We start from the raw sequence: 24,768 nt of genomic DNA on the forward strand, positions 1-24,768 counted from the left end.
GCGAGCGCCGCAGGCCTCCGTCTAATCCGAGGATGGCCGACGCACCTCTCACCGCCCCCGAAGCCGCCCCCCTCGCGGCTTGCGGCTGGCGCTTCTGGATTGACCGGGGCGGCACCTTTACCGACATCGTGGCGCGCGATCCGGCGGGGACGGTCCGCACGGCCAAGCTGCTGTCGAACAATCCCGAACAATATGCCGACGCCGCCGTCGAGGGCGTGCGCCGCCTGACCGGGGCGGGCCCCGGCCCCCTCCCCGCCGGGCTGGTCGATGAGGTGCGCATGGGCACCACCGTGGCCACCAACGCCCTGCTGGAACGCAAGGGCGAACCGACCCTTCTGACCATCACCTCGGGCTTCGCCGACGCCCTTCGCATCGGCTGGCAGAGCCGACCGGAGCTGCTCGCCCGCCATGTCAAACCCATCCCGCCCCTGCACGGCGAGGTCATCGAGATCGAGGAACGTCTGGGCGTCGAGGGCGAGGTCGTCCGCCCGCTGGACCCGGCCCGAACCCGCGCCGATCTTCAGGCCGCCTTCGACCGGGGATATCGCGCCGTGGCCGTGGTCCTGATGCACGGCTGGCGTTTCCCCGACCATGAAACGCGCGTCGCCGACATCGCCGCCGAGATCGGTTTCACCCAGATCTCGATCAGCCACGAGGTCGCCGGCCTGATCAAACTGGTCGGACGCGGCGACACCACCGTGGCCGACGCCTATCTCTCGCCGGTGCTGCGCGCCTATGTGGACCGGGTCGGGGCCGACCTCGGCGAGGCCACGCCGCTGCTGTTCATGCAGTCGAACGGGGGCCTGACCTCGGCCCAGGCCTTCCGGGGCAAGGACGCCATCCTGTCCGGTCCGGCCGGGGGCGTCGTCGGCATGGCGGCCACGGCACGTGACGCCGGCTTCGATCATGTCATCGGCTTCGACATGGGCGGTACCTCCACCGACGTCTCCCACTTCGCGGGCGAGTACGAACGCACTTCCGACAGCGTGGTGGCGGGGGTCCGCCTGCGCGCCCCCATGCTGGCCATCGAGACGGTGGCGGCGGGCGGCGGCTCCATCTGCCGCTTCGACGGATCGCGCCTGCGCGTCGGCCCCGAAAGCGCCGGCGCCGTGCCGGGTCCGGCCGCCTATCGGCGCGGCGGCCCCCTGACGGTGACCGACTGCAACGTCCGCCTCGGCAAGCTCAGCCCGGATCACTTCCCCCCGGTCTTCGGCCCGAACGCGGACCAGCCGCTGGATGCGGAGGCGGTCCACGCCGCCTTCGACGCCCTGGCCGCCGAGGTCTCGGCCGCCACCGGCCGCCCCGCCGATCCGCTCGACCTGGCCGAGGGCTTCATCGCCATCGCCGTCCAGCACATGGCCGAGGCGATCAAGACCATCTCCATCCAGCGCGGCCACGACGTGACCCGCCATGTGCTGAACGCCTTCGGCGGCGCGGGGGGCCAGCACGCCTGTCTGGTGGCCGACGCCCTGGGCATGACCACAGTCATGCTGCATCCGTTGGCCGGGGTCCTGTCCGCCTACGGCATGGGTCTGGCCGATGTCCGCAGCCTGAAGCAGGAGACGGTCAACGTCCCGCTGGAGCCGCAAGCCGTCGCGGCCCTCGCCGACCGCATCACCGCCCTGACCGAGGCCGCCCTGGCGGGTCTCAGCGGCCAACGTCCGGACGACCACGTCGCCACCGTCGCCCGCGTCGAGATCAAATACGCCGGCTCCGACACCGCCCTGACCGTGCCCTTCGGCGCGGCGGAGGCCATGCATCGGGACTTCCAGACCAGTCACCGCCAGCGATTCGGCTTCGTCGCCGACCGGCCGCTGGTCGTCGACACCCTCCAGGTCGAGGCCGTCGCCTCTCCTTCTCCCACCCCCTTGTGGGGAGGGACGACGGCGCAGCCGTCAGGGTGGGGAAGTCCAGAAAAGGCGCCGGCTTCGACACCTCCACGCCCGGCCTCACCTGAGGGCTCGGCGCCCCGCCCCACTTCGGGGGAGGGAGAAGCCAAGGTCCGCGTCCGCATGGGCGGCGCCGACCGCGACGCCCCGGTCTTCCGCCGCGAACACCTGTCGCCCGGCGCCCGCATCGACGGCCCGGCCCTGATCTTCGAGGGCGTCGGCGCCGTGTCCGTCGAGCCCGGCTGGCGCGCCGAGGTCGACGCGGCCGAAACCCTGATCCTCACCCGCGCCCTGCCCCTGGCCCCACGCAAGGCCATCGGAACCGAAGCCGATCCGATCCTGCTGGAGGTGTTCAACGCCCGCTTCATGGCCGCCGCCGAACAGATGGGCGAGGCCCTTCGCGCCACCGCCTATTCGGTCAACATCAAGGAGCGGCTCGACTTCTCCTGCGCCGTCTTCGATGCGACCGGCGCCCTGATCGCCAACGCCCCGCACATCCCGGTCCACCTGGGCTCCATGGGCGAGAGCATCGCCGCCGTGGTGCGATCGCGCGGCGACAACAGGGACGGTCGCGGCCTGCGTCGCGGCGACGTCTATATGCTGAACGCCCCCTACAACGGCGGCACCCATCTGCCCGACATCACCGTCATCCTGCCGGTCTTCCTCGACGACGCCGACGCCGCCCCGGCCTTCTTCGTCGCCGCGCGCGGCCACCACGCCGACGTGGGCGGCCTCACCCCCGGCTCCATGCCCGCGACCTCCCGAACGGTCGAGGACGAGGGCGTCCTGATCGACGACGTCCTTCTGGTCGACGAAGGCCGCCTGCTGGAAGACCAGACCCGCGCCCTGTTCGCCTCCGGGCGATATCCCGCCCGCAACATCGACATGAACCTGGCCGACCTGAAGGCCCAGGTCGCCGCCTGCACACGGGGCGCCGAAGAGCTTCAGTCCATGGTCGCCGAATTCGGCCGCCCGGTCGTCGAGGCCTATATGGGCCACGTCCAGACCAATGCCGAAGAGGCCGTCCGCCGGGCCATCTCGGCCCTCAGGCCCGGCGCCTTCGCCTATGAGATGGATTCCGGCGCCGTCATCCGCGTCCGGATCGACGTCGACCCCGACGCCCGCACCGCCGTCGTGGATTTCACGGGAACGAGCGCCCAGCTCGACAGCAATTTCAACGCTCCGCTGTCGATCACACGCGCGGCCACCCTCTATGTCTTCCGCACCCTGGTCGACGACGCCATCCCGCTGAACGAGGGCTGTCTCAAACCGATCACCCTCATCGTGCCCGAGGGGTCGATGCTCAACCCCCGCTATCCCGCCGCCGTCGTCGCCGGCAACGTCGAGACCTCTCAGGCGGTGGTCGATGCCCTGTACGGCGCCCTCGGCGTCCTGGCCGCCAGCCAGGGCACGATGAACAACTTCACCTTCGGCGACGCCACCCGCCAGTATTACGAGACCATCGCCGGCGGATCAGGCGCCGGCCCCGGCTTCGACGGCGGCTCGGCCGTCCAGACCCACATGACCAACAGCCGCCTGACCGATCCCGAGGTGCTGGAGACCCGCTTCCCCGTCCGGCTGGAGGAATTCTCGATCCGTCGCGGCTCGGGCGGCGCCGGACGCTGGACCGGCGGCGACGGAACCGTCCGCCGCATGCGCTTCCTAGAGCCGATGACCGCCGCCATCCTGTCCAACCGCCGCCGTATCCCGTCCTTCGGCGTGGACGGGGGCAAACCGGGCGCCCTGGGGCGGAACAGCATCGAACGACTGGACGGCGCGACTGAGGTTCTCGCCTCCACCGCCGAGGCTGCTCTCGAACCCGGCGATGTCTTCGTCATCGAGACGCCGGGCGGCGGCGGATTCGGCCCGGCCGGAGTCAGGGCAGGCCCTGAACCTGCCTCAACCCTTCCCACAGGGCGATTCCCGCGCTGACCGACAGGTTCAGCGACCGCGCCTCCGGGCGAATCGGTATGAAAACCCGCGCATCGGCCGCCGCATGGACGAAGTCGGGCGCCCCGGCGCTCTCGCGACCGAACAGCAGGGTGTCGTCCGCCTCGAACCGGAAGTCGCTCAGGGTCCCGGCCGCCCTGGTGGTGAAAAGCACCAGCCGCCCGACCGGCCGATCGCGCTGAAACGCGTCCCAGTCGGCGTGCCGCAGCATATGGCCCAGCGGGCCGTAGTCCAGCGCCGCCCGCTTCATCGCCCGGTCGTCGAAGCGAAAGCCGACCGGCTCGATGACGTGCAGTTCCACGCCGAAACATGCGCTCAGGCGGATACAGGCGCCGACGTTCTGAGGAATGTCCGGTTGAAAAAGGGCGAGCCGCATTCTAAGGCCCTCCATACGCGCGGCCTGGGGGTTTGTCGCGGCCTTTTCTGCGATCGTTTCGCAAGTAGCGTCAGTTGCTTGCGGGGATTTCGACAGATCCGGCCGGACGCCGTCCTCGTCGCCGGAATCGAGACCCAATCGACGCCACGGCCCGGTCCTTCCGGCGTCGCAGCGCGGACATTCAGAGGTGAGACGTGGCCGAACCGGTCGTGACTGCAAACGGCGCCCATCCAGGGCCAGAGGGTGACGCCACCCGCCGCGACTTCATCCACATCGCCGCCGGCGCCGCCGCCGCCGGCGCGGGCGTCATGGTCGCCTGGCCGCTCATCAACCAGATGAACCCGGCCGCCGACACCCTGGCGCTCTCCACGATCGAATTCGACACCTCCAAGGTCCAGGAAGGCCAGCAGGTCGTCATCACCTGGCAGGGCAAGCCGGTGTTCGTGCGCAACCGCACCGCTGCCGAGGTCGCCAAGGCCAAGGCCGATGACACCGCCAGCCTGAAAGAGCCCCAGACCGACGCCGAACGCACCAAGCCGGGGCACGAGCCCATGCTGGTGGTGATCGGCTCCTGCACCCACCTGGGCTGCATCCCGACCTTCGGCACCGGCGACTACGGCGGCTGGTTCTGCCCCTGCCACGGCTCGCACTACGACGTTTCGGGCCGCATTCGTAAGGGCCCGGCCCCGGCGAACCTGGTCGTGCCGACCTATGAGTTCACCTCCGGCTCCACCATCAAGATCGGCTGAGGGGGACGAAACCGATGAGCGAACACGAATCCACCTACGTCCCCAAGACCGGCATCGAGAAGTGGCTGGACAGCCGCCTGCCGATCATCCGTTTCGGCGCCGACTACATGTCGCTGCCGACGCCGCGCAACCTCAACTACTGGTGGACCTTCGGCGGCATCCTGATGCTGTGCCTGATGACGCAGATCATCACCGGCATCGTCCTGGCCATGCACTACACGCCGAACACCGCCCTGGCCTTCGCCTCGGTCGAGCGCATCATGCGTGACGTCAACGGCGGCTGGCTGATCCGCTACGTCCACGCCAACGGGGCCTCGATGTTCTTCATCGCGGTCTATGTCCACATGCTGCGCGGCCTCTACTACGGCTCGTACAAGGCCCCGCGCGAGATGATCTGGATCCTGGGCTGCGTGATCTTCTTCCTGATGATCGCCACCGCCTTCCTCGGCTACGTCCTGCCGTGGGGCCAGATGTCCTACTGGGGCGCCGAGGTCATCACCAACCTGATCGGGGCCATCCCGGTCGTCGGCGAGCCGGTGCTGATCTGGCTGCGCGGCGGTCCGGCGATCGACAACGCCACCCTGAACCGGTTCTTCTCGCTGCACTATCTGCTGCCGTTCGTGATCCTCGGCGTGGTGGTGCTGCACCTGTGGGCCCTGCACACCTCCGGCCAGAACAACCCGGTCGGCATCCTGATCCCGAAGGAGCGGACGGCCAAGGACACCCTGCCGTTCCACCCCTATTTCACGGTGAAGGACGGCTTCGCGATCATCCTGTTCCTGATCCTGTTCGCCTATTTCGTCTTCTTCAATCCGAACGCCCTGGGCCACGCCGACAACTACATTCCGGCCAACCCGCTGCAGACCCCGGCGCACATCGTGCCCGAGTGGTACATGCTGCCCTTCTACGCCATCCTGCGGGCCATCCCCGACAAGTTCGGCGGCGTGGTGGCCATGTTCGCGGCCATCGGCGTCCTGTTCGTCCTGCCCTGGCTGGACACCTCCAAGGTCCGGTCGATGCGCTATCGGCCACAGATGAAGATCTTCTTCCTGTTCTTCGTCGCCAACGCCCTGCTGCTGGGCTGGTGCGGCGCCCAGCTGCCGGACGCTCCGGTGGTCGGCGACTTCAAGACCTTCACCCTGATCGACGGCGACCTGAACTCCTACCTGTGGCTGACCCGGTTCGCGACGCTCTACTACTTCGCCTTCTTCCTCGCGATCATGCCGTGGGTGGGGCTGAAGGAGACGCCGCTGCCGATCCCCGCCTCCATCTCCGAACCCGTCCTCACCGACGCCGCCCAAGCCGAACAGAAGGGCTGAACGTGATGCAGTTCTCCATCCGTAAAACCCTCGTCGCCGTGGCCGCCATGGCCGGTCTGGCCCTGGCCGCCTCCCCGGCCCTGGCCGCCGGCGGCGCCGCCCACAAGCTCAAGGACGGCGGCTTCTCGTTCGAGGGCCCGTTCGGAACCTTCGACCAGGCCCAGCTGCAGCGCGGCTACAAGGTCTATCGCGAGGTCTGCGCCGCCTGCCACAGCATGAACCTCATGCACTTCCGCGACCTCGGTCTGAAGGGCGGCCCCTTCTACGACGAGCACGCGGAAAACCCGGCCCAGAACCGCTTCGTCCGCGCCATCGCCGCCGAGTTCCAGATCGCCGACATCGACACCGAGACCGGCGAGGCCATGCAGCGTCCGGGCATCGCGGCGGACAAGTTCCCGTCGCCCTATCCGAACGTGACCGCCGGCGCCGCGGCCAACGGCGGCGCCTATCCGCCGGACCTGTCGGTCATGGCCAAGGCCCGTCACGGCGGCGCCGACTACATCTATTCGCTGCTGACCGGCTACAACACGCCGCCGCCGTATCTGACGATGACGTCGACCCAGCACTACAACGCCTATATGGCCGGCGACCTGACGCCCTTCGTCCCCGAAGGCGCCCACGTCCCGCCGGGCGGCTTCATCGCCATGCCCAACCCGCTGGCCGCCGGTCAGGTCACCTATGACGACGGCACGAACGCCTCGGTCGACCAGATGGCCAAGGACGTCTCGGCCTTCATCGCCTGGGCTTCCGAGCCGCATCAGGTGGAGCGGAAACAGGCCGGCTTCGGCGTGCTGATCTTCCTCTTCCTGTTCGCCGGCGTGACCTACATGAGCTACCGCCGCATCTGGGCCGGCGTCGCCCACTAGGCGACCTGCCCCCTCTGACGATCGCGCCCGCCGGACCTGTCCGGCGGGCGTTTTCGTTGCGTGAACGCCGATCTCGATACAGGATCGAAGCTTCCGCCACGGAGCGCCTGTCCCATGTCCTTCACGCGTCCGTTCAACGCCCGCCTTTTCGCCCTTGTTCTCCTCGCCGCACCGGCGTCCGCCCTGGCCCAGGCCCAGCACCCCATGGGCACGGACGAACAGCGCGAAGCCATGAAGACCCTCGCCTGGATGGATGGCGAATGGCGCGGAACCGCCACCGCCATGACCGGCCCGGGCCAGAGCCGGACCATGCCCCACACCGAGCGGATCGGGACCATGCTGGGCGGCTCCCTGCGGGTCATCGAAGGGCGCAGCCACAATGACGACGGCTCGACCCTGTTCAACGCCTTCGCCGTCATCAGCTGGGACGATCAGGCCGACCGCTTCATGATGCGCTCCTACGCCAACGGTCAGGCCACCGACGTGCCCATCGAGGCTGACGGGCAGGGCTTCAAATGGACGGTGACCACGGCGCGCGGCCAGATCCGCTACGAGATGAAGCTGATCGACGGCCAGTGGATCGAAACCGGCGACTATCTGATGGAAGGACGCCCGCCGATGCGCGTCATCGAGATGAAGCTGGACCGGATCGGCGACACGGGCTGGCCGGCGGCCGGCGCGGTTTCGCCGATCCCGTGAAGGCCCGGACGCCGAACCCGGCTTCGCCGCATCGACAGACGCCGTCGGGCTGAATAGGGTCCGCTCCGCTTACCGTTCGTCCGTCGCCGGAGTCTTCATGCGCATCGTCCCGTCCCTCGCCGTCATCGCCGCCGTTCTGGCCGCCCCGGCCCCGCTGCTGGCCCAGACCGCGCCGCAATTCAGCGCCCAGCGGCTGTCGGACGACATCCGCATCCTCTCGGCCGACGATTTCGAGGGACGCGGCATCGCCACCCCGGCGGAGCAGAAGGTCGTCGACTATCTGTCCAGGGGCTACGCCGAGGCCGGCTTCCAGCCCGGCGGCGACCTCCAGGCCGACGGCACGCGCCTGTGGACCCAGGCCGTGGGCCTCAACCGGTTCCAGGTCTCGAACGCCTCGGGCCGGCTCAAGGTCGGCGATTGGACCCTGCCCCTGGTCCAGGGCGAACAGATCGTCATGTCCACCCGCCTGCCCGCCGCCGGAAACGGCTCGGGCCACGTCATGCTGATGAACAAGCCCCTGGTCTTCGTCGGCTACGGCATCGACGCGCCGGAGCGTTCCTGGGACGACTTCAAGGACGTCGACGTCCGGGGCAAGATCATCGTCGTCCTGGTCAACGACGCCGACTTCGAGGCGCCGGAGCTGGACACCTTCGGCGGCCGGGCCATGACCTATTACGGCCGCTGGACCTACAAGTACGAAGAGGCCGCCCGCCAGGGCGCGGCCGGCGTCCTGATCGTCCATGAGGACCGCCCCGCCTCCTACGGCTGGGGCACGGTCAGGAACTCCTGGACCGCGCCCCAGTTCGACATCGTCCGCGCCGATCCGGCGAAAGAGCGCGTGCCGGTCGAGGCCTGGATCCAGCGCGACGTCGCGGTGCAGCTGTTCCGGCAGGCCGGCCTGGATTTCGAGGCCCTGAAGGTCCAGGCGCGCCAGCGTGACTTCCGTCCCGTCGAACTGCCGGGCGCCAGCTTCAGCGGCATGTACGACCTGGCCTCCAGCAAGATCGAGACCCACAATGTCGTGGCCCGGCTGGAAGGCTCCACCTGGCCGGACGAGACCGTCCTCTACACCGGCCACTGGGACCATATCGGGGTCGGCAGTCCCGACGCCAACGGCGACGCCATCTTCAACGGCGCGGTCGACAACGCCTCGGGCACCGCCGCCCTGCTGGAGCTGGCGCGCCAGTTCGGTCGCGGGCCCCAGCCGAAACGCTCGGTGGTCATGATCTCCTTCACCGCCGAAGAAAGCGGACTGCTGGGCTCCGCCTACTACGCCGCCAACCCCCTCTATCCGCTGGAGACGACGGCGGGCGGGATCAACATCGATTCGGCCAACATCTACGGCCGCACCACGGGCTTCAGCATCGTCGGCCTGGGCCATTCCGATCTGGATGAGCGCACCACCGCCTTGGTCGAGGCCCAGGGCCGCACGGTCCTGCCCGACGGCGGCGCGCCGGCGGGCATCTATTTCCGCTCCGACCACTTCCCCCTGGCCCAGAAGGGCGTGCCCATGGCCTACGGCGCCTCGGCGGGCGACTTCCGCGACGAACCGATCGCCGCGCGCAACGCCGCCCGCGACGACTACCGCGCCCGCCGGTATCACCAGGCCGACGACGAATGGTCGGCCGACTGGGACTACAGCGGCCAGATCGAGGACCTGAACGTCTACTACGAGTTCGGCCGCGCCCTGGCGAACAGCCGCGACTGGCCCGAATGGAAGCCCGGCTCCGAATTCGGCCCCGCCCGCGCCGCCAGCGCCGACCAGCGCCCCAGGTCGCAATAGACGCCCGCGCCCACACAGGGAGCGCCCCCCACTTTCCTTCTCCCTGTTGGGAGAAGGTGGCTCGCGCGAGACGGATGAGGGGACGGTCCAGCCTTCGGCGACAGCCGTCGCACCGCCCGTGACACGGCTCACGCCGACCCCACCGTCCGTCCCCTCACCCTTGAGCGCCAGGACGACGGCTGCGCCGCCGTGCGCTCAATCCCTCTCCCAACCGGGAGAGGGAGACGTGTCGGAACAGGGGTTCCTTCCATCACACTTCAACGCCCGGATTCGCTGATTTCCCTCACCTTTCCACGAAACTTGCGCCCCTCTTCCGGCCACAGGTGAGACCTGCCCCATAATACCCCCACTCCGCCGCACGGGAGGGCCGTCGGCCGGCGACCTGCGGGTGGTGGAGGCGAGACAGCGGGGGCGGGGTTCCAGATCGGAGGCTCGCCGCCTCGACCGCGGAGGGGAACCTTTTCGGAGCCGAGGCTGGGTCGGAGTTGAAATCCCGACCGTTCCGGGGATCGGCCGCGCCGGCCGACCCGCCCGCCGGGGGGCTATTCGACGCCGGCGCCAATCAGCGCCCCCCCGTCGCTCCTCCCGTCCAGGCCTCGCGCGGAGCGACATCAGGCCTTCGTCGAAAACGGTACTTCTATCCCACAGACCGGGCGAGGCCCGGCGCTCCGCCCCTCCCGCACCCTTCAGGCCCCCGCCGTGAAGCCGACCACGCTTGTCTTCTCCTCCCCCGCATGGGGGAGGGGGACCGCCGAAGGCGGTGGAGGGGTCCGATCGCGCAGCGATCGGCGGGCGGTGGAGGGGGCAAATCTCCCCGCCCGGAGAAGGATCGCACGCGATCCGACGACCGGACCGCCAACCCAGGCTCACGCGCCGTCGATCCGTCCCGGGCGTTCCTACTCCCCGGGGCCGGGAGACGATTCCCATCGCGCCACAGCCCCCGGCGCGCTAAGCGGTTTTGGTCGTCCCGGTGGGCGGTCCTGAGGGCGGAATCTGTATGAGTCTGGCGCGCAACACCCTGGTTCAGTCCGGCCTGACGCTGGGCAGTCGCGTCCTGGGGTTTGCGCGGGATCTCGCCCTGTCGGCCAGTTTCGGCCAAGGGGCCCTGATGGACGTCTGGGCCACGGCCCTGATGCTGCCCAACCTGTTCCGGCGCCTGTTCGCCGAGGGCGCCTTCGCCCAGGCCTTCGTGCCCATCTACGGCTCCGTGCGCGAAAAGGAGGGCGAGGCGGCGGCGGCCGAGGTGGCGTCCCAGGCCGTCAGCTTCATCTTCGCCGTGGTGGCGGCCTTCTGTATCGCCATGCAGGCGGCCCTGCCGTGGATCATGCCCTGGCTGTTGTCGGCCTGGCGTGACGACGCCGGCGTGACGCGCACGGCGGTGATCGCGACCCAGCTGGCCATGCCCTATCTGGCCTGTATGACCATCGCCTCCCTGCTGTCGGGGGTGCTGAACACGGGCGGGCGGTTCGCCCTGACGGCGGCGGTGCCGGTGTTCCTGAACATCTGCACCCTGATCCCGCTCGTGGCCGGGCGGTTCGTGACGGACGATGCGACCCTGATCCTGCTGGCGACCAGCGCGGCGGTGACGGCGTCGGGCGTGGTTCAGGCGGGCCTGCTGTGGTGGGGCGTCAGTCGGCTGGGCGTGCGGGTCAGGCTGGGTCTGCCCCGGCTGTCGCCGACGGTGAAGCGGGCCCTGGGCCTGGCCGTGCCCGGCGCCCTGGCGGGCGGGGCGATGCAGATCAATTCGGTCGTGTCCCAGGTGCTGACCGGCTCGGACGAGGGCGCCCGGTCGGTGCTTTACAACGCCGACCGGCTGTACCAGTTGCCGCTGGGCCTGATCGGGGTGGCCATCGGCCTGGCCCTGGTGCCGCGCCTGACCAGGGCCTTCGTGTCGGGCGACGAGGCGGGCGGGCGACGGACGCTGGACGACGGCTTCACCCTGGCGATGGTCTTCACCCTGCCGGCGGCGGCGGCCCTGTTGGTCATTCCCTATTTCATCATCGACGCCACCGTGACGCGCGGGGCCTTCACCTCGGCCGATGCGGCGCGGACGGCGGACGCCCTGAGACAGTTCGCCTGGGGCGTGCCGGCCTTCGTCCTGGCCAAGGTGCTGACCCCGCCCTTCTTCGCGCGCCAGGATACGCGGCGGCCGATGATCTATGCCGTGACGGCGGTGGTGTTCACCGTCGTGGTCGGGGCGGGGTTGTTCTATCTGTTCCGCCGCAACGGGATCGACGGCGTGCTGGGCCTGGCCATCGCCACCAGCCTGTCGGCCTGGCTGAACGTGGGTCTGCTGGCCGGGACGCTGATGCGTGAAAACGTCTGGCGCCCGTCGCCGGCCTTCATCGGGCGGATGAGCCGGGTCCTGGCCGCCGTGGCCGTGATGGCCGGGGCGCTGCTCCTGGCCGGATGGCAGTATCCACTGCTCAGCCGGCTGTTCCTAGCCAAGGAGATGGCGGTGCTGGTCGTCTGCGGCGGAGGGGCGGTCGTCTACGCCCTGGCCCTGCTGGGTCTCCGCGCGACCAGCCTGCGCGAGCTGAGAGGCGTGCTGCGGCGCGAACCCGGCGCGGCACCGGCGATCGACCTCTGACCCGGCGCCCGCGCGACCGCATAGGCTGTGCGGGCGGCCATCAGGACACTGGAAAGGTGGTGCCGCTTAGGTGACTCGAACACCTGACCCCCTCATTACGAATGAGGTGCTCTACCAGCTGAGCTAAAGCGGCTCCGGCGCGGGCGTGGCCCGGCGTGAGAGGAGGGCTCTTTATACGTCGGCGGGCGGCTTGCCAAGCGCCGCCTTGAGCGCGGCGAACATCGCCGGTTCGTCAGGCCGTTCGGCGACGAAGAGGGTCGCGAATCCCAGGCTGAACAGGGGTTCGGCGGCGGCCGGGGAGATGGCGACGGCGGCGCACGCTCCGGCGTTCTGCAGCGCGAGACGTGTCGCCAATGCCTGGGCCGCGCGCGGCGAGTGGATCAGCACGGCGTCGAACGCCTCAGGCGCGGGCGCCGCCGTCGGCTCGGCGCGATAGACGATCAGCGGGGCGACCTCCGCCGCGCCGCCGACGAGCGCCGACAGGTCGGCGGCCGGGCGATCGGCGCCGGGCGCCAGAAGGCGGGGGCCCGCTCCCCGTCGCCGGATCAGGACCGCCAGGTCCCGGGCGTCGCCGTCGGCCGAAACGACGGTCCGGAAGCCTGCCTGGGTCGCGGCCCGGGCCGTGGCGGCGCCGACGGCGAAGACCGGATGATCCAGCGTCGCCTCCGCGCCCGCGAGCGCGACGAAGGCGGCGACGCCGTTGGCGCTGGTGAAGACCAGGCCGTCGAAATGGTTCACGACGGGCAGGGCCGGCGTGAGGGGGACGATGTTCAGAAGGGGGGCGACGATCGGCGTGAAGCCTGCCGCCGCCAGTCGTTCGGCCGTCCGCTCGGCGCCGGGGCGGGCGCGGGTGACCCAGACCTTCAGCCGCCCGGTCAGGTCGACAGCTCCGCGTCGGTGATCTCCTGATCCCCGGACGCCGCATGGACCTCGCCGCCCAGCCGCTCGCCCAGGGCGCGGGCCTCGGCCAGGGCGTTCGCCGAGGTCGCCTGGGCCATCGCGCCGGATCGCCGCCAGCGGGCCGCGCCGTTGGGCGCCAGGATTTCGGTGGTCAGGGTCAGGACGTCGCCGTCGATGCGGGCGTGGGCCCCCACGGCGGTGCGGCACGATCCCTCCAGCGCGACCATGGCGCCGCGTTCGGCCGCGACGGCCGTCGCGGTCGGGCCGTGGTTCAGGGCGGCGATCCAGTCGGCATGGCGTTCCCGATCGGCGGCGCGCCCCTGGATCGCCAGCGCCCCCTGCCCGGGCGCCGGGAGAAAGTCGTCGAGCGAAAGGCGCTCGCGGATCACCTCCGAAAGGCCCAGCCGGTTCAGGCCCGAGGCCGCCAGCAGGATGGCGTCGAAATCCCCTTCCTGAAGACGACGCAGGCGGGTGTCGACATTGCCGCGCAACATCTCGATCTTCAGATCGGGACGCAGGGCCAGGGCCTGGGCCTGGCGGCGCAGACTGGCCGTGCCCAGTCGCGCGCCGATCGGCAGGTCGGCGAAGCTCGCGACCGCATGGGAGATGAACGCGTCGGCGGCGTCTTCCCGCAGCGGGACCGCCAGGATGTCCAGGCCCTCAGGCTGGTCGGCCGGCACGTCCTTCATCGAATGGACGGCCAGATCGACGCGGCAGTCCAGCAGCGCCTCCTCGATCTCCTTGGTGAACAGGGCCTTGCCGCCGATCTCCAGCAGGCGGCGATCCTGCACCCGGTCGCCCGTGGTGACGATCTCGACCAGTTCCACCCGTTCGGGCTCGACCTGCAACGCGCGGGCGATGGCGCGCTGCATCATGCCGGACTGGGCCAGAGCCAGCTTCGAGCGGCGCGTTCCGATACGCAGGACGGGAGAGAAAGAGGCGGGCATCAGGCGTTGCGCAGACCGAAGGGGGTCGCTACCTCGACCCGATGACGATGGGCGCGGACTATAGCAGCGAACCGGGCGCGGCAACTGACCCAGGTCAAGGCCGGGCGCTGACGGTGCTGGGTTTCGAGACCAGCTGCGACGAAACCGCCGCCTCGGTGGTGCGGTTGTCGCCGGACGGCGAGGCCGCCGTACTGTCCTCGGTGATCCACAGCCAGGTCGAGGACCATGCCGCCTTCGGCGGCGTCGTGCCCGAGATCGCCGCCCGTAGCCATGTGGAGATGATCGACGGCGTCGCGCGCCGCGCCATGGCCGAGGCGGGCCTCGACTATGGGGCGCTGGACGGGGTGGCCGCCACGGCCGGGCCGGGCCTGATCGGCGGAGTCATGGTCGGTCTGGGGTTCGGCAAGGCCGTGGCTCTGGCGCGCGGCCTGCCCTTCGTGGGCGTGAACCATCTGGAGGGGCACGCCGTGTCGGCGCGTCTGGCGCGGCGGATCGCCTATCCCTTCCTGCTGTTGCTGGTGTCGGGCGGCCATTGCCAGTTGCTGGAGGTGCGCGGCATCGGCGACATGAGCCGGCTGGGCACGACGATCGACGATGCGGCCGGCGAGGCCTTCGACAAGATCGCCAAGGCCATGGGGCTGGGCTATCCCGGCGGTCCTGCGCTGGAAAAACTGGCTGCGACCGGAGACGGCGCCCGCTTCGACCTGCCGCGCGCCCTTCTGGGCCGCAAGGACTGCGATTTTTCGTTCTCGGGGCTGAAGACCGCCGCCTCGCGTCTGGCCCAGACCTGCGAGACCGACCAGGATCGCGCCGATCTGGCCGACGCTGTCCAGACCGCCATCGCGCGTCAGTTGTCGGAACGCTCCGCGCGGGCGATGCGCGACTACGCCGAGCGGCACGCGCAGAAGCTCTTCGTCGTCGCCGGGGGCGTCGCCGCCAATCGCACGGTGCGTGCGGTGCTGGAGAAGACGGCGGCCGACCATGGCTTTGATTTCCTCGCGCCGCCCATGGCCTATTGCACTGACAACGCCGCCATGATCGCCCTGGCCGGGGCGGAGCGGCTGGCCCTGGGCCTGACGTCGGATATCGATATGGCGGCGCGCCCGCGCTGGCCGCTGGACGAAGCGCGGGCGCTGGTTGATCCTGCGCACAAACCGGGCCGCAAGGGCGCGAAGGCGTAAGGGTGGGAAGACGCATGGAGTTCAGCAGCGCAGGCGTGATCGGGGCCGGAGCCTGGGGCACGGCCCTGGCCCAGACGGCGGGATGCGCGGGGCTGAATGTCCTGCTTCAGGCGCGCGAGCCGGAGGTCGTGGACAGCATCCGCGCCCGCCGCGTCAACGATGCCTTCCTGCCCGGCGTGGTGCTGGGCGACCGGGTGCAGGTCACGCCGGATCTGTCCGACCTCGCCGATCGCGACCTCATCCTGGCCGTGCCGCCGGCCCAGCATCTGCGCGGCGTCATGCGCGCCTTCGCGCCCCACTATCGGCCGGGGACGCCGATCATTCTCTGCGCCAAGGGGATCGAGCGGGGATCGCTGAAGCTGATGACCCAGGTGCTGGAAGAAGAGATTCCCGGCGCGACCGTCGCCGTCCTGTCCGGGCCCAGTTTCGCCGCCGACGTGGCGCGCGGCCTGCCGACGGCGGTGACCCTGGCTTGTGAGGACGCCGCGCTCGGCGAGGCCCTGATGACCGCCCTGTCCGCCCCGGCCTTCCGCCCGTACCTGGCCACGGACCTGATCGGGGCGGAGGCCGGCGGGGCGCTGAAGAACGTGCTGGCCGTCGGCGCGGGCATCGTCGAGGGCCGCAACCTCGGGCGCAGCGCCCACGCCGCCCTGATCACCCGGGGCTTCGCCGAGATGACGCGGCTGGCCGTCGCCCTGGGCGGGCGGGCCGAGACCGTCGCCGGCCTGTGCGGTCTCGGCGATCTGGTCCTGACCTGTTCCAGCCCGATGTCGCGCAACATGAGCCTGGGTCTGGCCCTCGGCCAGGGCCAGACGGTCGAACAGGCCCTGGCCGGCAAACGGTCGGTGGCGGAGGGCTATGAGAGCGCGCCCGCCGTACGGGACCTGGCGGCTCGCCTGGGGGTGGAGACGCCCATCTGCGAAAGCGTCGCCGCCGTGCTGGCCGGAGAGACCACGGTCGAACAGGCGATGGAGGATCTGCTGTCGCGCCCCCTGCGCGCCGAACGGGATTGATCGCCGCCCGTGACCGACCCCGCTCCCGCCGAACGCCAACGCGTCTGGAAGACTCCGCCCGGCGTGGCCCTGTGCGCCCATGACGACCTCGCCGAGCCGGGGTCGCGCGGTTTCGTGCTGCAGATCGGCGAGGCCTTCTTTCACGGCTTCGTGGTGCGCAAGGATGGAGAGACGGTCGGCTGGGTCGATCGCTGCCCACACGCGGGCTTTCCCATCGCCGTGGAGTTGGATCGCTATCTGACGCCCGACGGCGCCCTGATCCTGTGCGGCTGGCATGGGGCGGTGTTCGAACCCGTCAGCGGCGCCTGTGTCGGCGGACCCTGCGCCGGCGGAAAGCTGACGCCCTGGCCGGTCACGGTGACCGACGGGATCGTGCGCACGGCCTGACGCCTTGTCGTCTCCATCGCTTGGAAAGGCCGGGCGGGGCTGGCACCCTGTGACGCGATGACCGAACGCTCACCCTTTCCTCCCGCAGCCCCGCCGCCCCGCCCGGTGTCGCCCGGCCTGTATCTTGTGGCGACGCCGATCGGCAACCTGAGGGACATGACCCTGCGGGCGCTGGACGTGCTGGCGGCGGCGGACCTGGTGCTGGCCGAGGACACACGGGTGTCGGCCAAGTTGCTGCAGGCCTATGGGCTCAAGGCCAAACTGGAGCGGTGCGACGATCACGCCTCCGCCCGCGCGGCCGAGGGGGCCGTGCAGCGGATCGCCGAGGGCCAGGTGGTGGCCCTGGTGTCGGACGCCGGAACGCCCATGGTTTCAGATCCCGGTTTCGTGGTGGCGCGGGCAGTGGTGGAGGCGGGCCTGCCGGTCCACCCGATCCCGGGCGCCTCCAGCTTGCTGGCGGCGCTGAACCTGGCGGCCCTGCCCTCGGACCGGGTGCTGTTCGCCGGCTTTCTGCCGCCCAAGTCCGGCGCCCGCCGGACGATGCTGGCCGAGCTAAAGCCGGGGCGGCAGACCCTGGTGCTGTTCGAAAGCGGGCCGCGCCTCGCCGACAGCCTGGCGGATATGGCCGAGGTGCTCGGTGACCGCCCGGCCGCCGTGACCCGCGAACTGACCAAGCTGCATGAAGAGTGCGTGCGCGGAACCCTGGCTGAATTGGCCGCCAATCCGCGCTGTCAGGCTCCCAAGGGCGAGATCGTCGTCGTCATCGGCCCGGGGGCGGTCGAGGCGACCAGCGAGGCCGACGCAGACGCGGCCTTGAGAGAAGCCCTGACGCGTTTGCCGCCCGGTGAGGCGGCGTCCGAGGTGGCGCGGGCCTTCGATCTGAACCGCAAGGCGCTGTATCGCCGTGCGCTGGAGCTGAAAGAGGCCGGATGAAGCCGGCCCGGCTTCGCCCTGTGCGGCCGAAGCGCCCGCCGACGACGGGCTGGCGGCGCGATCGGGGCGGCCGGGCGCGGCAGGACGGTCGCGGCGCCGAATGGATCGCGGTGCTGTGGCTGATGCTGCGCGGCTGGCGAATTCTCGGCTTTCGGCTGAAGGTCGCCGGGGCGGAGATCGACATCCTGGCGGCGCGCCGCGGCGTCCTTGCCGTGATCGAGGTCAAGCGGCGCGCGACCCTCGACGCCGCCCTGCTGGCCCTCACCCCCGCCCAGCACGCCCGCCTGCTGGCCGCAGGCCGCGCGGTGTTGCGCGGACGCCCCAGTCTGGAGGGCCATGTGTTGAGAATCGATATGGTGGCGCTGGCTCCCCGGCGGCTTCCGCGTCATCTTGCCGGCGTGGGCCCGTCCGGGAGGGATGACAGGTGACGCGCGACGAGGCGGAGGCGCAGCTGCTCGCATTCGGCCAAGGGCCGGACGACGACTTTCCCTTGCTGGAGGCGGCCATCGCCTGCGCCCTCCATGATCATCCGTTCCGCGACCCGGAGCCGGTGCGACGCCTGGCGGCCGCGGCGGCGGCGCGGCTGAGCGAGCGCATGGGCTGGGAGTCGCATGACGACGCCCTGACCGAGACCCTGGCGTCCGACTTCGGACTGGACGGCGACCTGCTGGACGACGGGGCGCTGGACGGCGGCGATCCGGCCAACACCGACATCATCGCCGCAGCCGGGCGGCGACGCGGTCTCTCGGGAACACTGGCGCTGTTCTATCTGCACGCGGCGCGGGAAGCCGGAATCCAGGTCCAGGGCGTCGATTTTCCCAACCACTTCCTCCTGCGGGTGGAAACCGAGGTCGGCCCGGTGGCGCTGGACCCCTTCAGCCACGGTCGCATCGTCCTGCCCAGCGAACTGACGCGACGGGCGCTGCTCGCCGGCCTGACGCCCTATGTGGCGGGCCGGCTGGACCTGCTGATGGCGCCGGTGACCGATCGCCAAGCGCTGATCCGCCTGCATGGGCTGCAGTTTCATCGCGCCATGCGAAGGGGCGACCATGCCGCCGCCGAACGGTCGGCCGTGCGGCGCGCGCTGTTGGGGCCGGAGGACCATCGGCCCTGGCTGGATGTGGCGGCGGCGCGTGAACGCCAGGGGGCGCTCGCCGGGGCGTTGCAGGCGCTGGACCGCGCCCGCGCCACGGCCGGAGAAGCGGTCTTCATGCCCCCGCCGGGCGTCGAACGGCTGAGGCTGAGGTTGAACTGAGCGCCCGCGCCCCTTAGCTGAGCGGCGCAGGTTCAGGAGCTCCCCATGCTGAAGGTCGCGGTCCAGATGGACCCCATCGAGGCGGTCAACATCGACAGCGACACGACCTGGTTGATGATGACCACGGCCCAGGAGCGCGGCCACGCCCTGTGGGTCTATGATTTTCGCACCCTGGCGCTGGAAGAGGGGCGGCTGTTCTGCCGGGCGCGTCCGGCCAAGCTGCGCCAGACGAAGGGCGACCATGTCAGCCTGGGCGAAGAGGTGAAGCTGGATCTCGGCGCCGACGTCGACGTCATCCTGATGCGTCAGGACCCGCCCTTCGACATGGCCTATGTGACGGCGACCTATCTGCTGGAGACGGTCCACCCGAAGACCCTGGTGGTCAACGACCCGGCGGAGGTGCGCTCGGCGCCCGAAAAACTGCTGGTGACCCGGTTCCCAGGCCTGACCCCGCCGACCCTGATCAGTTCGGACCCGGTCGCCCTCGTCGACTTCCACAGGCGGCATGGCGATGTGGTGCTGAAGCCCCTGCACGGCGCGGCCGGTTCGGGCGTTGTGCGGTTGAAGGCCGACGATCCCAATCTTGAGGCTCTCATCGAGATTCACGCCACAGGTTCGCGCGATCCTCTGGTGATCCAGAAATTCATCCCGGCGGTCAGCAAGGGCGACAAGCGGATCCTGCTGGTCGACGGCGAACCGGTCGGCGCCATCAACCGCATCCCGGCCAAGGATCAGGTCCGGTCCAACCTGCGCGTCGGCGGCGTGGCCGCCCCGGTCGAGCTGACGGCGCGCGACCTGGAGATCTGCAAGGCCATAGGCCCGACGCTGAAGGAACGCGGCCTGATCTTCGTCGGCATCGATGTGATCGGCGACTATCTGACCGAGATTAACGTCACCTCGCCCACAGGCGCCCAGCAGCTGAAACAGTTCACCGGCGTCGATGCGACCGCCGCCATGTGGGACGTGATCGAGCGGAAACGCGCCGCATAACGCGGGTCTTGCATTTCAATCTTGTTCGTGGTTCGTTCTCTTTCGGGAGAACGATGATATGCTGGCGAGCATCGCGACGGTGGCGTTCGAGGGGGTCGAGGCGCGGCGGGTGGACGTTCAGGTCCAGCAGCTGAACAGCGACCACGGCCATTTCAACATCGTCGGCCTGCCGGACAAGGCGGTGGCCGAGAGCCGGGAACGGGTGCGCGGCGCCTTCGCCGGGATCGGGCTGGCGCTGCCGGCGCGGCGGATCATCGCCAACCTGGCGCCCGCCGACCTGCCCAAGGAAGGCAGTCATTTCGACCTGCCGATCGCCCTGGCCTTGCTGGCTTCCATGCAGGTGGTGGCGCCGGACGCTCTGGACGGCTGGGCGGCGCTGGGCGAGCTGGGGCTGGACGGCCGGATCGCGCCGGTGGGCGGCAGCCTGCCCGCCGCCGTCGCCGTCTCGGCCATGGGGCTGGGCCTGATCTGTCCGGAGGCCAATGGGCCCGAGGCGGCCTGGGCGGGCGACGCCCGCATCCTGGCGCCCCGGTCGCTGATCGCCCTGATCAACCATTTCAAGGGGACCCAGATCATGGCCGCGCCCCAGCCGGGGCCGATGGCGGCCGGGACGCACGGACCGGACTTGCGGGAGGTCAAGGGTCAGGAAAGCGCCAAGCGGGCGCTGGAGCTGGCGGCGGCGGGTGGCCACAATCTGCTGTTCGTCGGCCCGCCGGGTTCGGGCAAGTCGATGATGGCGGCGCGTCTGCCGGGATTGTTGCCGCCGCTGACCCCGCCGGAGCTGCTGGAGACCTCGATGGTCTGGTCGATGGCCGGGCTGATCGAGCGCGGGGCCCTGACCCGCGACCGTCCGTTCCGCAGTCCGCACCATTCGGCCTCCATGGCGGCCCTGACCGGCGGCGGCCATCGCGCGAAGCCCGGCGAGGCCTCCTTGGCCCACAACGGCGTGCTGTTCCTCGACGAACTGCCCGAATACTCCCCCCAGGCCCTGGACAGCCTGCGCCAGCCGCTGGAGACGGGTGAAATCGTCGTGGCGCGCGCCAACCACCATGTGAGGTATCCGGCGCGGTTCCAGCTGATCGCCGCGATGAACCCCTGCCGTTGCGGCCTGGGCGGGGCGGGCAAGGGCGCCTGCGGCAAGGCTCCGAGGTGCCAGAAGGACTATCAGAACCGTATTTCCGGTCCGATGTTCGACCGCATCGACCTGACGGTGGACACCCCGCCCGTCACCGCCGCCGACATGGCCCTGCCGCCGCCGGCCGAGGGCACGGCCGAAGCCGCCGCGCGGGTGGCCGCCGCCCGCGCCGCCCAGATGGAGCGGGCCGCCGCCGCCGGGCTCGATGCGTCCCAGGGCTTGAACGCCCGCGCCTCCGGCGACGCCCTGGATCGTTTCGCCGCGCCGGACGAGGCGGGAAAGGCGTTGCTGATGCGCGCGGGCGAGGTCGGAGGGCTGACCGCCAGAGGATGGACGCGCACCTTGCGGCTGGCCCGCACGATCGCCGATCTCGAAGGGTCGACCGGCGTCCTCCGCCGCCATATCGCCGAGGCCCTGATCTACCGCCGCGCGACCGGCGAGGCGCAGGCGGGTTTCGACCGTCAGGCTGCGAAGAACGAGGCCGGCTGGCCCGCGTTCTGAACAGCGGTGTCGCCGAAGCTGACTTTGGGGTACGGCAAGGCGTCTTGCAGCGAGCCGTGCACCCGGTGTCCCAGCGCCGACCTCAGGTCAGGCGCGGTCCAGCCCCTACCTCGCTCCCATCGTCCCAGATCGTGTTGTCGTTGAGTCGTCATTAACCCTTGGACAGGCACCTTGGGCTGTCATCCCTCAGCGTGCGAAGGGCATCCGGCGTGAGCGCCTCAGGCGGTTCCCCCAGCTATCCCCGCCCCGTCTATCCGAGCCCCCCGCGCCCGGCGCGCCCCGACGCCTATGTGGCGCCGGGCGCCGACGCCGCCCCAGGCGTCTCCCAGCCCTCCGCGCCGAGCCGCCCGGCGAGCCCGGCCTCCTGGACCCGCCGCCCGGCCGAACCGGTCCAGGTCCAGGCGCCGGAACAGTTCCTGCGGCTGATGAGCCACGAGATGCGCACCCCTCTGAACGGGGTGATCGGCATGTTGGGCCTGCTGTCCCGCACCCAGCTGAACGGGGCCCAGAAGGCCTATGCCGAGGCGGCGCGGGAATCGGCCGAACACCTGCTGGGCCTCGTCAACGATCTGCTGGATTATGCGCGCCTCGACGCCGGAAAGCTGGATTTCGACCCGGCGCCGGTCGATCTCGAAAGCCTCGCGCGCGGCGTCGCCGAATTGCTCAGTCCGCGCGCCCACGACAAGGGGCTGGAGATCGTCTGGTCGGTGGCCGAGGACGCGCCCGATATCCTCGCCGACGAGGGCCGGCTGCGGCAGATCCTGTTCAATCTCGCCGGGAACGCGGTCAAGTTCACCGAAGCCGGCGGTGTCTCCGTCGCCGTGGAGCGGGCGGGCGGGACCGACGAACGGCCGCGCCTGGCCTTCATCATCGACGACACCGGCCCCGGCGTGCCCGAAGAGGCGCGTGAGCGCATCTTCGAGGAGTTCGGCCACGTCGACGCCTCGGACGCCACCCGTTTCGGCGGCGCCGGCCTGGGCCTGGCCGTCGTGCGTCGCCTGGTCCACGCGATGGACGGCCAGATCACCGTCATGGACCGTCCGGTCGCGGAACAGCCGTTCGGACGCCGCGCCCGCGCGCCCTCGCCCGGGTCCCGGTTCCGTTTCGAGGCTGCGTTCGACGCCGTGGCCGAACCCACGCCCCGCAGCCGCCCGCTGGAAGGTATGGAGGTCGCGGTCGTCTCGCCGCATCCCTTCATCCTGGCCGCCGCCGGGCGCCAGATACGGGCGTCAGGCGGTGCGGTCGCCGAGACGGCGCCTGTGACGTTGATCGACCACGCCGCAGCCGCGCCGGGGCAGTTGGCGGAACGTCCGGCCGAGGGGCGCGCCGTCGTTCTGTTGAAACCGACCGAGCGCGATCTGATCGACCGTTACCGCGCCGCCGGATTCCGGGGCTATCTGATCAAGCCGCTGCGTCGCGCCTCCCTGGCCGAGCGCGTTCTGGCCGCCGCCGGCCTTTCGTCCGCCCCGGGCGCGGCGCCGACGCCGGCCGACGACGATCGCGTGGCGCCGGCCAAGTTCGCCGGGACGCGTGTCCTGCTCGTCGAGGACAATCCGGTCGGCGCCCTTCTCGCCAAGACCCTGCTGCGCCGCGAGGGCTGCACGGTCGAGACGGCGGCGACGGGCCATGAGGCGTTGCAGGCGCTGAAGCGCGCCCGCTACGACCTGATCTTCATGGACATGCGGATGCCGGGCATGGACGGCCCGACCGCGACGCGCGCCATTCGGGAGGGCGGGGACCAGACGCCGATCGTCGCCCTGACCGCCAACGCCTTCGCCGAGGACCGCCGCGCCTGTCTGGAAGCCGGGATGGACGACCATCTGGTCAAGCCGCTGGAGCCCGACGCCCTGCGCCAGGCCCTGACCCGCTGGACGAACCGCGACAACCGTTTCATGGTCGCCGTCTGATTTGGCGCCCATGGGGCGTCGGGAGACGTCGATGACCGAAAATCCCAGCACCGGGTCCGCGCCGCGCAAGGCGGGGGCCGGCGATGTGTTGCGGGCGCTGGGGCGGGCTCGCGTGCTCATCACTCTGTTGCTCGGCTTCGGGTCCGGCCTGCCCTTCCTGCTGACCGGGGCCACCTTGAGCATTTGGCTGGCCGAAGGCGACGTCGCCCTGTCGGCCATCGGCTTCATTTCCTGGGTAGGCCTGGCCTACTCCTTCAAATTCATCTGGGCCCCTGTCGTTGATCGCTTCGATGTGCCGCTGCTGGGTCGGCTCGGCCGGCGACGGGGCTGGATGCTTCTGTCCCAATTGGTCGTCGGCGGCGCCCTGATCTCCATGGCGTTGATCGGGCCTGAAGGCGGCTTGACCGCCCTCGGCGTCGCGGCTCTCGTGACGGCCTTCGCCTCGGCCACCCAGGACATCGCCGTCGACGCCTGGCGGATCGAAAGCGCCGAGAGCGACGAGGACATGGGTCTGCTGACCTCGGCGTATCAACTGGGCTATCGCTCCGCCATCCTCGCCGGCAACGCCCTGATCCTGTTCTTCGCCAGTTGGTTCGGATGGAATGGGGCCTATGCGATCTGGGGCGCGGCCATGGCCATCGCCATCGTCGCCACCCTTTGCGCCAGGGAGCCGGTGGACCGGCGAGAGATCGCCGCCGCCACCGGGGGCGCCCCGCCCTGGACGCCGCGCGGCCTGTTTGATGCGGTGGTCGGGCCCTTCATCAACTTCCTGAAGACCCACAAGGCCGCCGCCTTCCTTATGTTGGCGGCGATCAGCCTGTATCGCCTGCCGGACTTCGTGATGGGTCCCATGGTCGGACCGTTCTACATCGACCTCGGTCTGACCAAGGAGGCCATCGGCGCGATGCGGCTCAGCGTCGGACTGGTCGCCGCCTTCCTCGGCATCGCGGCGGGCGGGCTGAGCGCCGTCCGCTTCGGCTTCGGGCCGACGCTTCTGCTAGGCGCCCTGATCGGGCCGATGTCGAACCTCGGCTATACGCTGATGGCTCTGACCGGCCTGTCCACGCCGATGTTCGGGGCGGTGCTGTTCGTCGAGAACTTCTCGGAAGGTTTCGCCGGCTCGGCCCTTGTCGCCTACATGTCCAGCCTGACCGGCATCGGCTATACGGCGACGCAGTATGCGCTGCTGAGCTCGTTCTACGCCCTGCTCGGCAAGTTCCTGAAGGGCTTCTCGGGCGTCGTTGTCGAGAGCCTGGAACAGGGGCACGCCCTGATGACCGCCTATGCGCTGTTCTTCGCCGGCACGGCCCTGGTCGGCGTACCGGCGGTCATCCTCTGCTGGTTTCTGGAGCGTCGAAACCAGCGGCTGAAACGACAGGTCGAGGCCGGGGGCTGAAG

20 protein-coding genes and 1 tRNA gene are annotated in these 24,768 nt (G+C 70.3%); 17 read left to right on the plus strand and 4 right to left on the minus strand.

All coding sequences use genetic code 11. The annotated features are described in order from the left end of the window. Window positions 1-32: 32 nt before the first annotated feature. Complete coding sequence (locus ACO2Q1_RS04435) at window positions 33-3,821, plus strand: hydantoinase B/oxoprolinase family protein (protein ID WP_423328339.1); 3,789 nt, start codon at window positions 33-35, stop codon at window positions 3,819-3,821. Here ACO2Q1_RS04435 and ACO2Q1_RS04440 read toward each other — a convergent pair. After that, window positions 3,766-4,215 carry a tRNA (cytidine(34)-2'-O)-methyltransferase gene (locus ACO2Q1_RS04440; protein WP_423328340.1) on the minus strand — a complete coding sequence of 150 codons (450 nt, stop codon included), beginning with the start codon at window positions 4,213-4,215 and terminating at the stop codon, window positions 3,766-3,768. The genes ACO2Q1_RS04435 and ACO2Q1_RS04440 overlap by 56 nt on opposite strands. A gap of 194 nt (window positions 4,216-4,409) precedes the next feature. On the opposite strand from ACO2Q1_RS04440, the gene petA reads away from it, so the two are divergent. The 6 genes from petA (at window position 4,410) to murJ (ending at window position 12,221) form a co-directional block, all read left to right on the plus strand. Further along, window positions 4,410-4,964: a ubiquinol-cytochrome c reductase iron-sulfur subunit gene (gene petA / locus ACO2Q1_RS04445; RefSeq protein WP_423328341.1), complete on the plus strand. Its 555-nt coding sequence runs from the start codon at window positions 4,410-4,412 to the stop codon at window positions 4,962-4,964. 14 nt (window positions 4,965-4,978) lie between these two features. Beyond that, window positions 4,979-6,283 carry a cytochrome b gene (locus ACO2Q1_RS04450; RefSeq protein WP_423328342.1) on the plus strand — a complete coding sequence of 435 codons (1,305 nt, stop codon included), beginning with the start codon at window positions 4,979-4,981 and terminating at the stop codon, window positions 6,281-6,283. A gap of 5 nt (window positions 6,284-6,288) precedes the next feature. Next, window positions 6,289-7,149 carry a cytochrome c1 gene (locus ACO2Q1_RS04455; protein ID WP_423328753.1) on the plus strand — a complete coding sequence of 287 codons (861 nt, stop codon included), beginning with the start codon at window positions 6,289-6,291 and terminating at the stop codon, window positions 7,147-7,149. Between the two features lie 114 nt (window positions 7,150-7,263). Next, the gene (locus ACO2Q1_RS04460) at window positions 7,264-7,848 is read left to right on the plus strand and encodes a DUF1579 domain-containing protein (RefSeq protein WP_423328343.1); all 585 of its coding nucleotides are present in this window, start codon (window positions 7,264-7,266) and stop codon (window positions 7,846-7,848) included. A gap of 97 nt (window positions 7,849-7,945) precedes the next feature. Next, window positions 7,946-9,631 carry a M28 family metallopeptidase gene (locus ACO2Q1_RS04465; RefSeq protein WP_423328344.1) on the plus strand — a complete coding sequence of 562 codons (1,686 nt, stop codon included), beginning with the start codon at window positions 7,946-7,948 and terminating at the stop codon, window positions 9,629-9,631. 997 nt (window positions 9,632-10,628) lie between these two features. Beyond that, window positions 10,629-12,221, plus strand: a complete 1,593-nt coding sequence (murJ, locus tag ACO2Q1_RS04470) for a murein biosynthesis integral membrane protein MurJ (protein WP_423328345.1) — start codon at window positions 10,629-10,631, stop codon at window positions 12,219-12,221. A 57-nt stretch (window positions 12,222-12,278) separates the two neighbouring features. On the opposite strand, the gene ACO2Q1_RS04475 is transcribed toward murJ, so the two are convergent. The 3 genes from ACO2Q1_RS04475 to hemC form a co-directional block, all read right to left on the minus strand. After that, window positions 12,279-12,354 (minus strand) — tRNA-Thr (locus ACO2Q1_RS04475). Window positions 12,355-12,392: 38 nt separating this feature from the next. Continuing rightward, window positions 12,393-13,100, minus strand: coding sequence for a uroporphyrinogen-III synthase (locus ACO2Q1_RS04480; RefSeq protein WP_423328754.1), 708 nt, complete (start codon window positions 13,098-13,100; stop codon window positions 12,393-12,395). Further along, window positions 13,097-14,068: a hydroxymethylbilane synthase gene (hemC, locus tag ACO2Q1_RS04485; RefSeq protein WP_423328346.1), complete on the minus strand. Its 972-nt coding sequence runs from the start codon at window positions 14,066-14,068 to the stop codon at window positions 13,097-13,099. Before hemC ends, ACO2Q1_RS04480 begins: the two co-directional genes overlap by 4 nt. A gap of 47 nt (window positions 14,069-14,115) precedes the next feature. On the opposite strand from hemC, the gene tsaD reads away from it, so the two are divergent. The 10 genes from tsaD (at window position 14,116) to ACO2Q1_RS04535 (ending at window position 24,766) form a co-directional block, all read left to right on the plus strand. Then, window positions 14,116-15,249: a tRNA (adenosine(37)-N6)-threonylcarbamoyltransferase complex transferase subunit TsaD gene (gene tsaD, locus ACO2Q1_RS04490; RefSeq protein WP_423328347.1), complete on the plus strand. Its 1,134-nt coding sequence runs from the start codon at window positions 14,116-14,118 to the stop codon at window positions 15,247-15,249. Between the two features lie 14 nt (window positions 15,250-15,263). Further along, window positions 15,264-16,262: an NAD(P)H-dependent glycerol-3-phosphate dehydrogenase gene (locus ACO2Q1_RS04495; protein WP_423328348.1), complete on the plus strand. Its 999-nt coding sequence runs from the start codon at window positions 15,264-15,266 to the stop codon at window positions 16,260-16,262. Between the two features lie 9 nt (window positions 16,263-16,271). Continuing rightward, window positions 16,272-16,649, plus strand: coding sequence for a Rieske (2Fe-2S) protein (locus ACO2Q1_RS04500; protein ID WP_423328349.1), 378 nt, complete (start codon window positions 16,272-16,274; stop codon window positions 16,647-16,649). A 57-nt stretch (window positions 16,650-16,706) separates the two neighbouring features. Further along, the gene (rsmI, locus tag ACO2Q1_RS04505; protein WP_423328350.1) at window positions 16,707-17,582 is read left to right on the plus strand and encodes a 16S rRNA (cytidine(1402)-2'-O)-methyltransferase; all 876 of its coding nucleotides are present in this window, start codon (window positions 16,707-16,709) and stop codon (window positions 17,580-17,582) included. After that, window positions 17,579-18,010, plus strand: coding sequence for a YraN family protein (locus tag ACO2Q1_RS04510; RefSeq protein ID WP_423328351.1), 432 nt, complete (start codon window positions 17,579-17,581; stop codon window positions 18,008-18,010). The genes rsmI and ACO2Q1_RS04510 overlap by 4 nt, the downstream gene beginning before the upstream one ends. After that, the gene (locus ACO2Q1_RS04515) at window positions 18,007-18,837 is read left to right on the plus strand and encodes a transglutaminase family protein (RefSeq protein ID WP_423328352.1); all 831 of its coding nucleotides are present in this window, start codon (window positions 18,007-18,009) and stop codon (window positions 18,835-18,837) included. Before ACO2Q1_RS04510 ends, ACO2Q1_RS04515 begins: the two co-directional genes overlap by 4 nt. Before the next feature lie 45 nt (window positions 18,838-18,882). Next, window positions 18,883-19,827: a glutathione synthase gene (gshB, locus tag ACO2Q1_RS04520; protein ID WP_423328353.1), complete on the plus strand. Its 945-nt coding sequence runs from the start codon at window positions 18,883-18,885 to the stop codon at window positions 19,825-19,827. A 58-nt stretch (window positions 19,828-19,885) separates the two neighbouring features. Continuing rightward, a complete protein-coding gene (locus ACO2Q1_RS04525; RefSeq protein ID WP_423328354.1) occupies window positions 19,886-21,463 on the plus strand; it encodes a YifB family Mg chelatase-like AAA ATPase in 1,578 nt (525 codons plus the stop codon). Between the two features lie 209 nt (window positions 21,464-21,672). Next, window positions 21,673-23,370, plus strand: coding sequence for a response regulator (locus ACO2Q1_RS04530; protein ID WP_423328355.1), 1,698 nt, complete (start codon window positions 21,673-21,675; stop codon window positions 23,368-23,370). 31 nt (window positions 23,371-23,401) lie between these two features. Beyond that, the gene (locus ACO2Q1_RS04535) at window positions 23,402-24,766 is read left to right on the plus strand and encodes an AmpG family muropeptide MFS transporter (RefSeq protein ID WP_423328356.1); all 1,365 of its coding nucleotides are present in this window, start codon (window positions 23,402-23,404) and stop codon (window positions 24,764-24,766) included. Window positions 24,767-24,768: the final 2 nt, after the last annotated feature.

The sequence above is a fragment of the Brevundimonas sp. VNH65 genome, assembly GCF_049445955.1.
Classification (GTDB): Bacteria; Pseudomonadota; Alphaproteobacteria; order Caulobacterales; family Caulobacteraceae; genus Brevundimonas.

What these genes read in the sequence shown, in the direction of transcription:
- ACO2Q1_RS04435 (WP_423328339.1), top strand. Translation starts at nt 33, where the DNA reads ATGGCCGACGCACCTCTCACCGCCCCCGAAGCCGCCCCCCTCGCGGCT.
- ACO2Q1_RS04440 (WP_423328340.1), bottom strand. Translation starts at nt 4,215, where the DNA reads ATGCGGCTCGCCCTTTTTCAACCGGACATTCCTCAGAACGTCGGCGCC.
- ACO2Q1_RS04450 (WP_423328342.1), top strand. Translation starts at nt 4,979, where the DNA reads ATGAGCGAACACGAATCCACCTACGTCCCCAAGACCGGCATCGAGAAG.
- ACO2Q1_RS04455 (WP_423328753.1), top strand. Translation starts at nt 6,289, where the DNA reads ATGCAGTTCTCCATCCGTAAAACCCTCGTCGCCGTGGCCGCCATGGCC.
- ACO2Q1_RS04460 (WP_423328343.1), top strand. Translation starts at nt 7,264, where the DNA reads ATGTCCTTCACGCGTCCGTTCAACGCCCGCCTTTTCGCCCTTGTTCTC.
- ACO2Q1_RS04465 (WP_423328344.1), top strand. Translation starts at nt 7,946, where the DNA reads ATGCGCATCGTCCCGTCCCTCGCCGTCATCGCCGCCGTTCTGGCCGCC.
- murJ (WP_423328345.1), top strand. Translation starts at nt 10,629, where the DNA reads ATGAGTCTGGCGCGCAACACCCTGGTTCAGTCCGGCCTGACGCTGGGC.
- hemC (WP_423328346.1), bottom strand. Translation starts at nt 14,068, where the DNA reads ATGCCCGCCTCTTTCTCTCCCGTCCTGCGTATCGGAACGCGCCGCTCG.
- tsaD (WP_423328347.1), top strand. Translation starts at nt 14,116, where the DNA reads ATGGGCGCGGACTATAGCAGCGAACCGGGCGCGGCAACTGACCCAGGT.
- ACO2Q1_RS04495 (WP_423328348.1), top strand. Translation starts at nt 15,264, where the DNA reads ATGGAGTTCAGCAGCGCAGGCGTGATCGGGGCCGGAGCCTGGGGCACG.
- rsmI (WP_423328350.1), top strand. Translation starts at nt 16,707, where the DNA reads ATGACCGAACGCTCACCCTTTCCTCCCGCAGCCCCGCCGCCCCGCCCG.
- ACO2Q1_RS04510 (WP_423328351.1), top strand. Translation starts at nt 17,579, where the DNA reads ATGAAGCCGGCCCGGCTTCGCCCTGTGCGGCCGAAGCGCCCGCCGACG.
- gshB (WP_423328353.1), top strand. Translation starts at nt 18,883, where the DNA reads ATGCTGAAGGTCGCGGTCCAGATGGACCCCATCGAGGCGGTCAACATC.
- ACO2Q1_RS04525 (WP_423328354.1), top strand. Translation starts at nt 19,886, where the DNA reads ATGCTGGCGAGCATCGCGACGGTGGCGTTCGAGGGGGTCGAGGCGCGG.
- ACO2Q1_RS04535 (WP_423328356.1), top strand. Translation starts at nt 23,402, where the DNA reads ATGACCGAAAATCCCAGCACCGGGTCCGCGCCGCGCAAGGCGGGGGCC.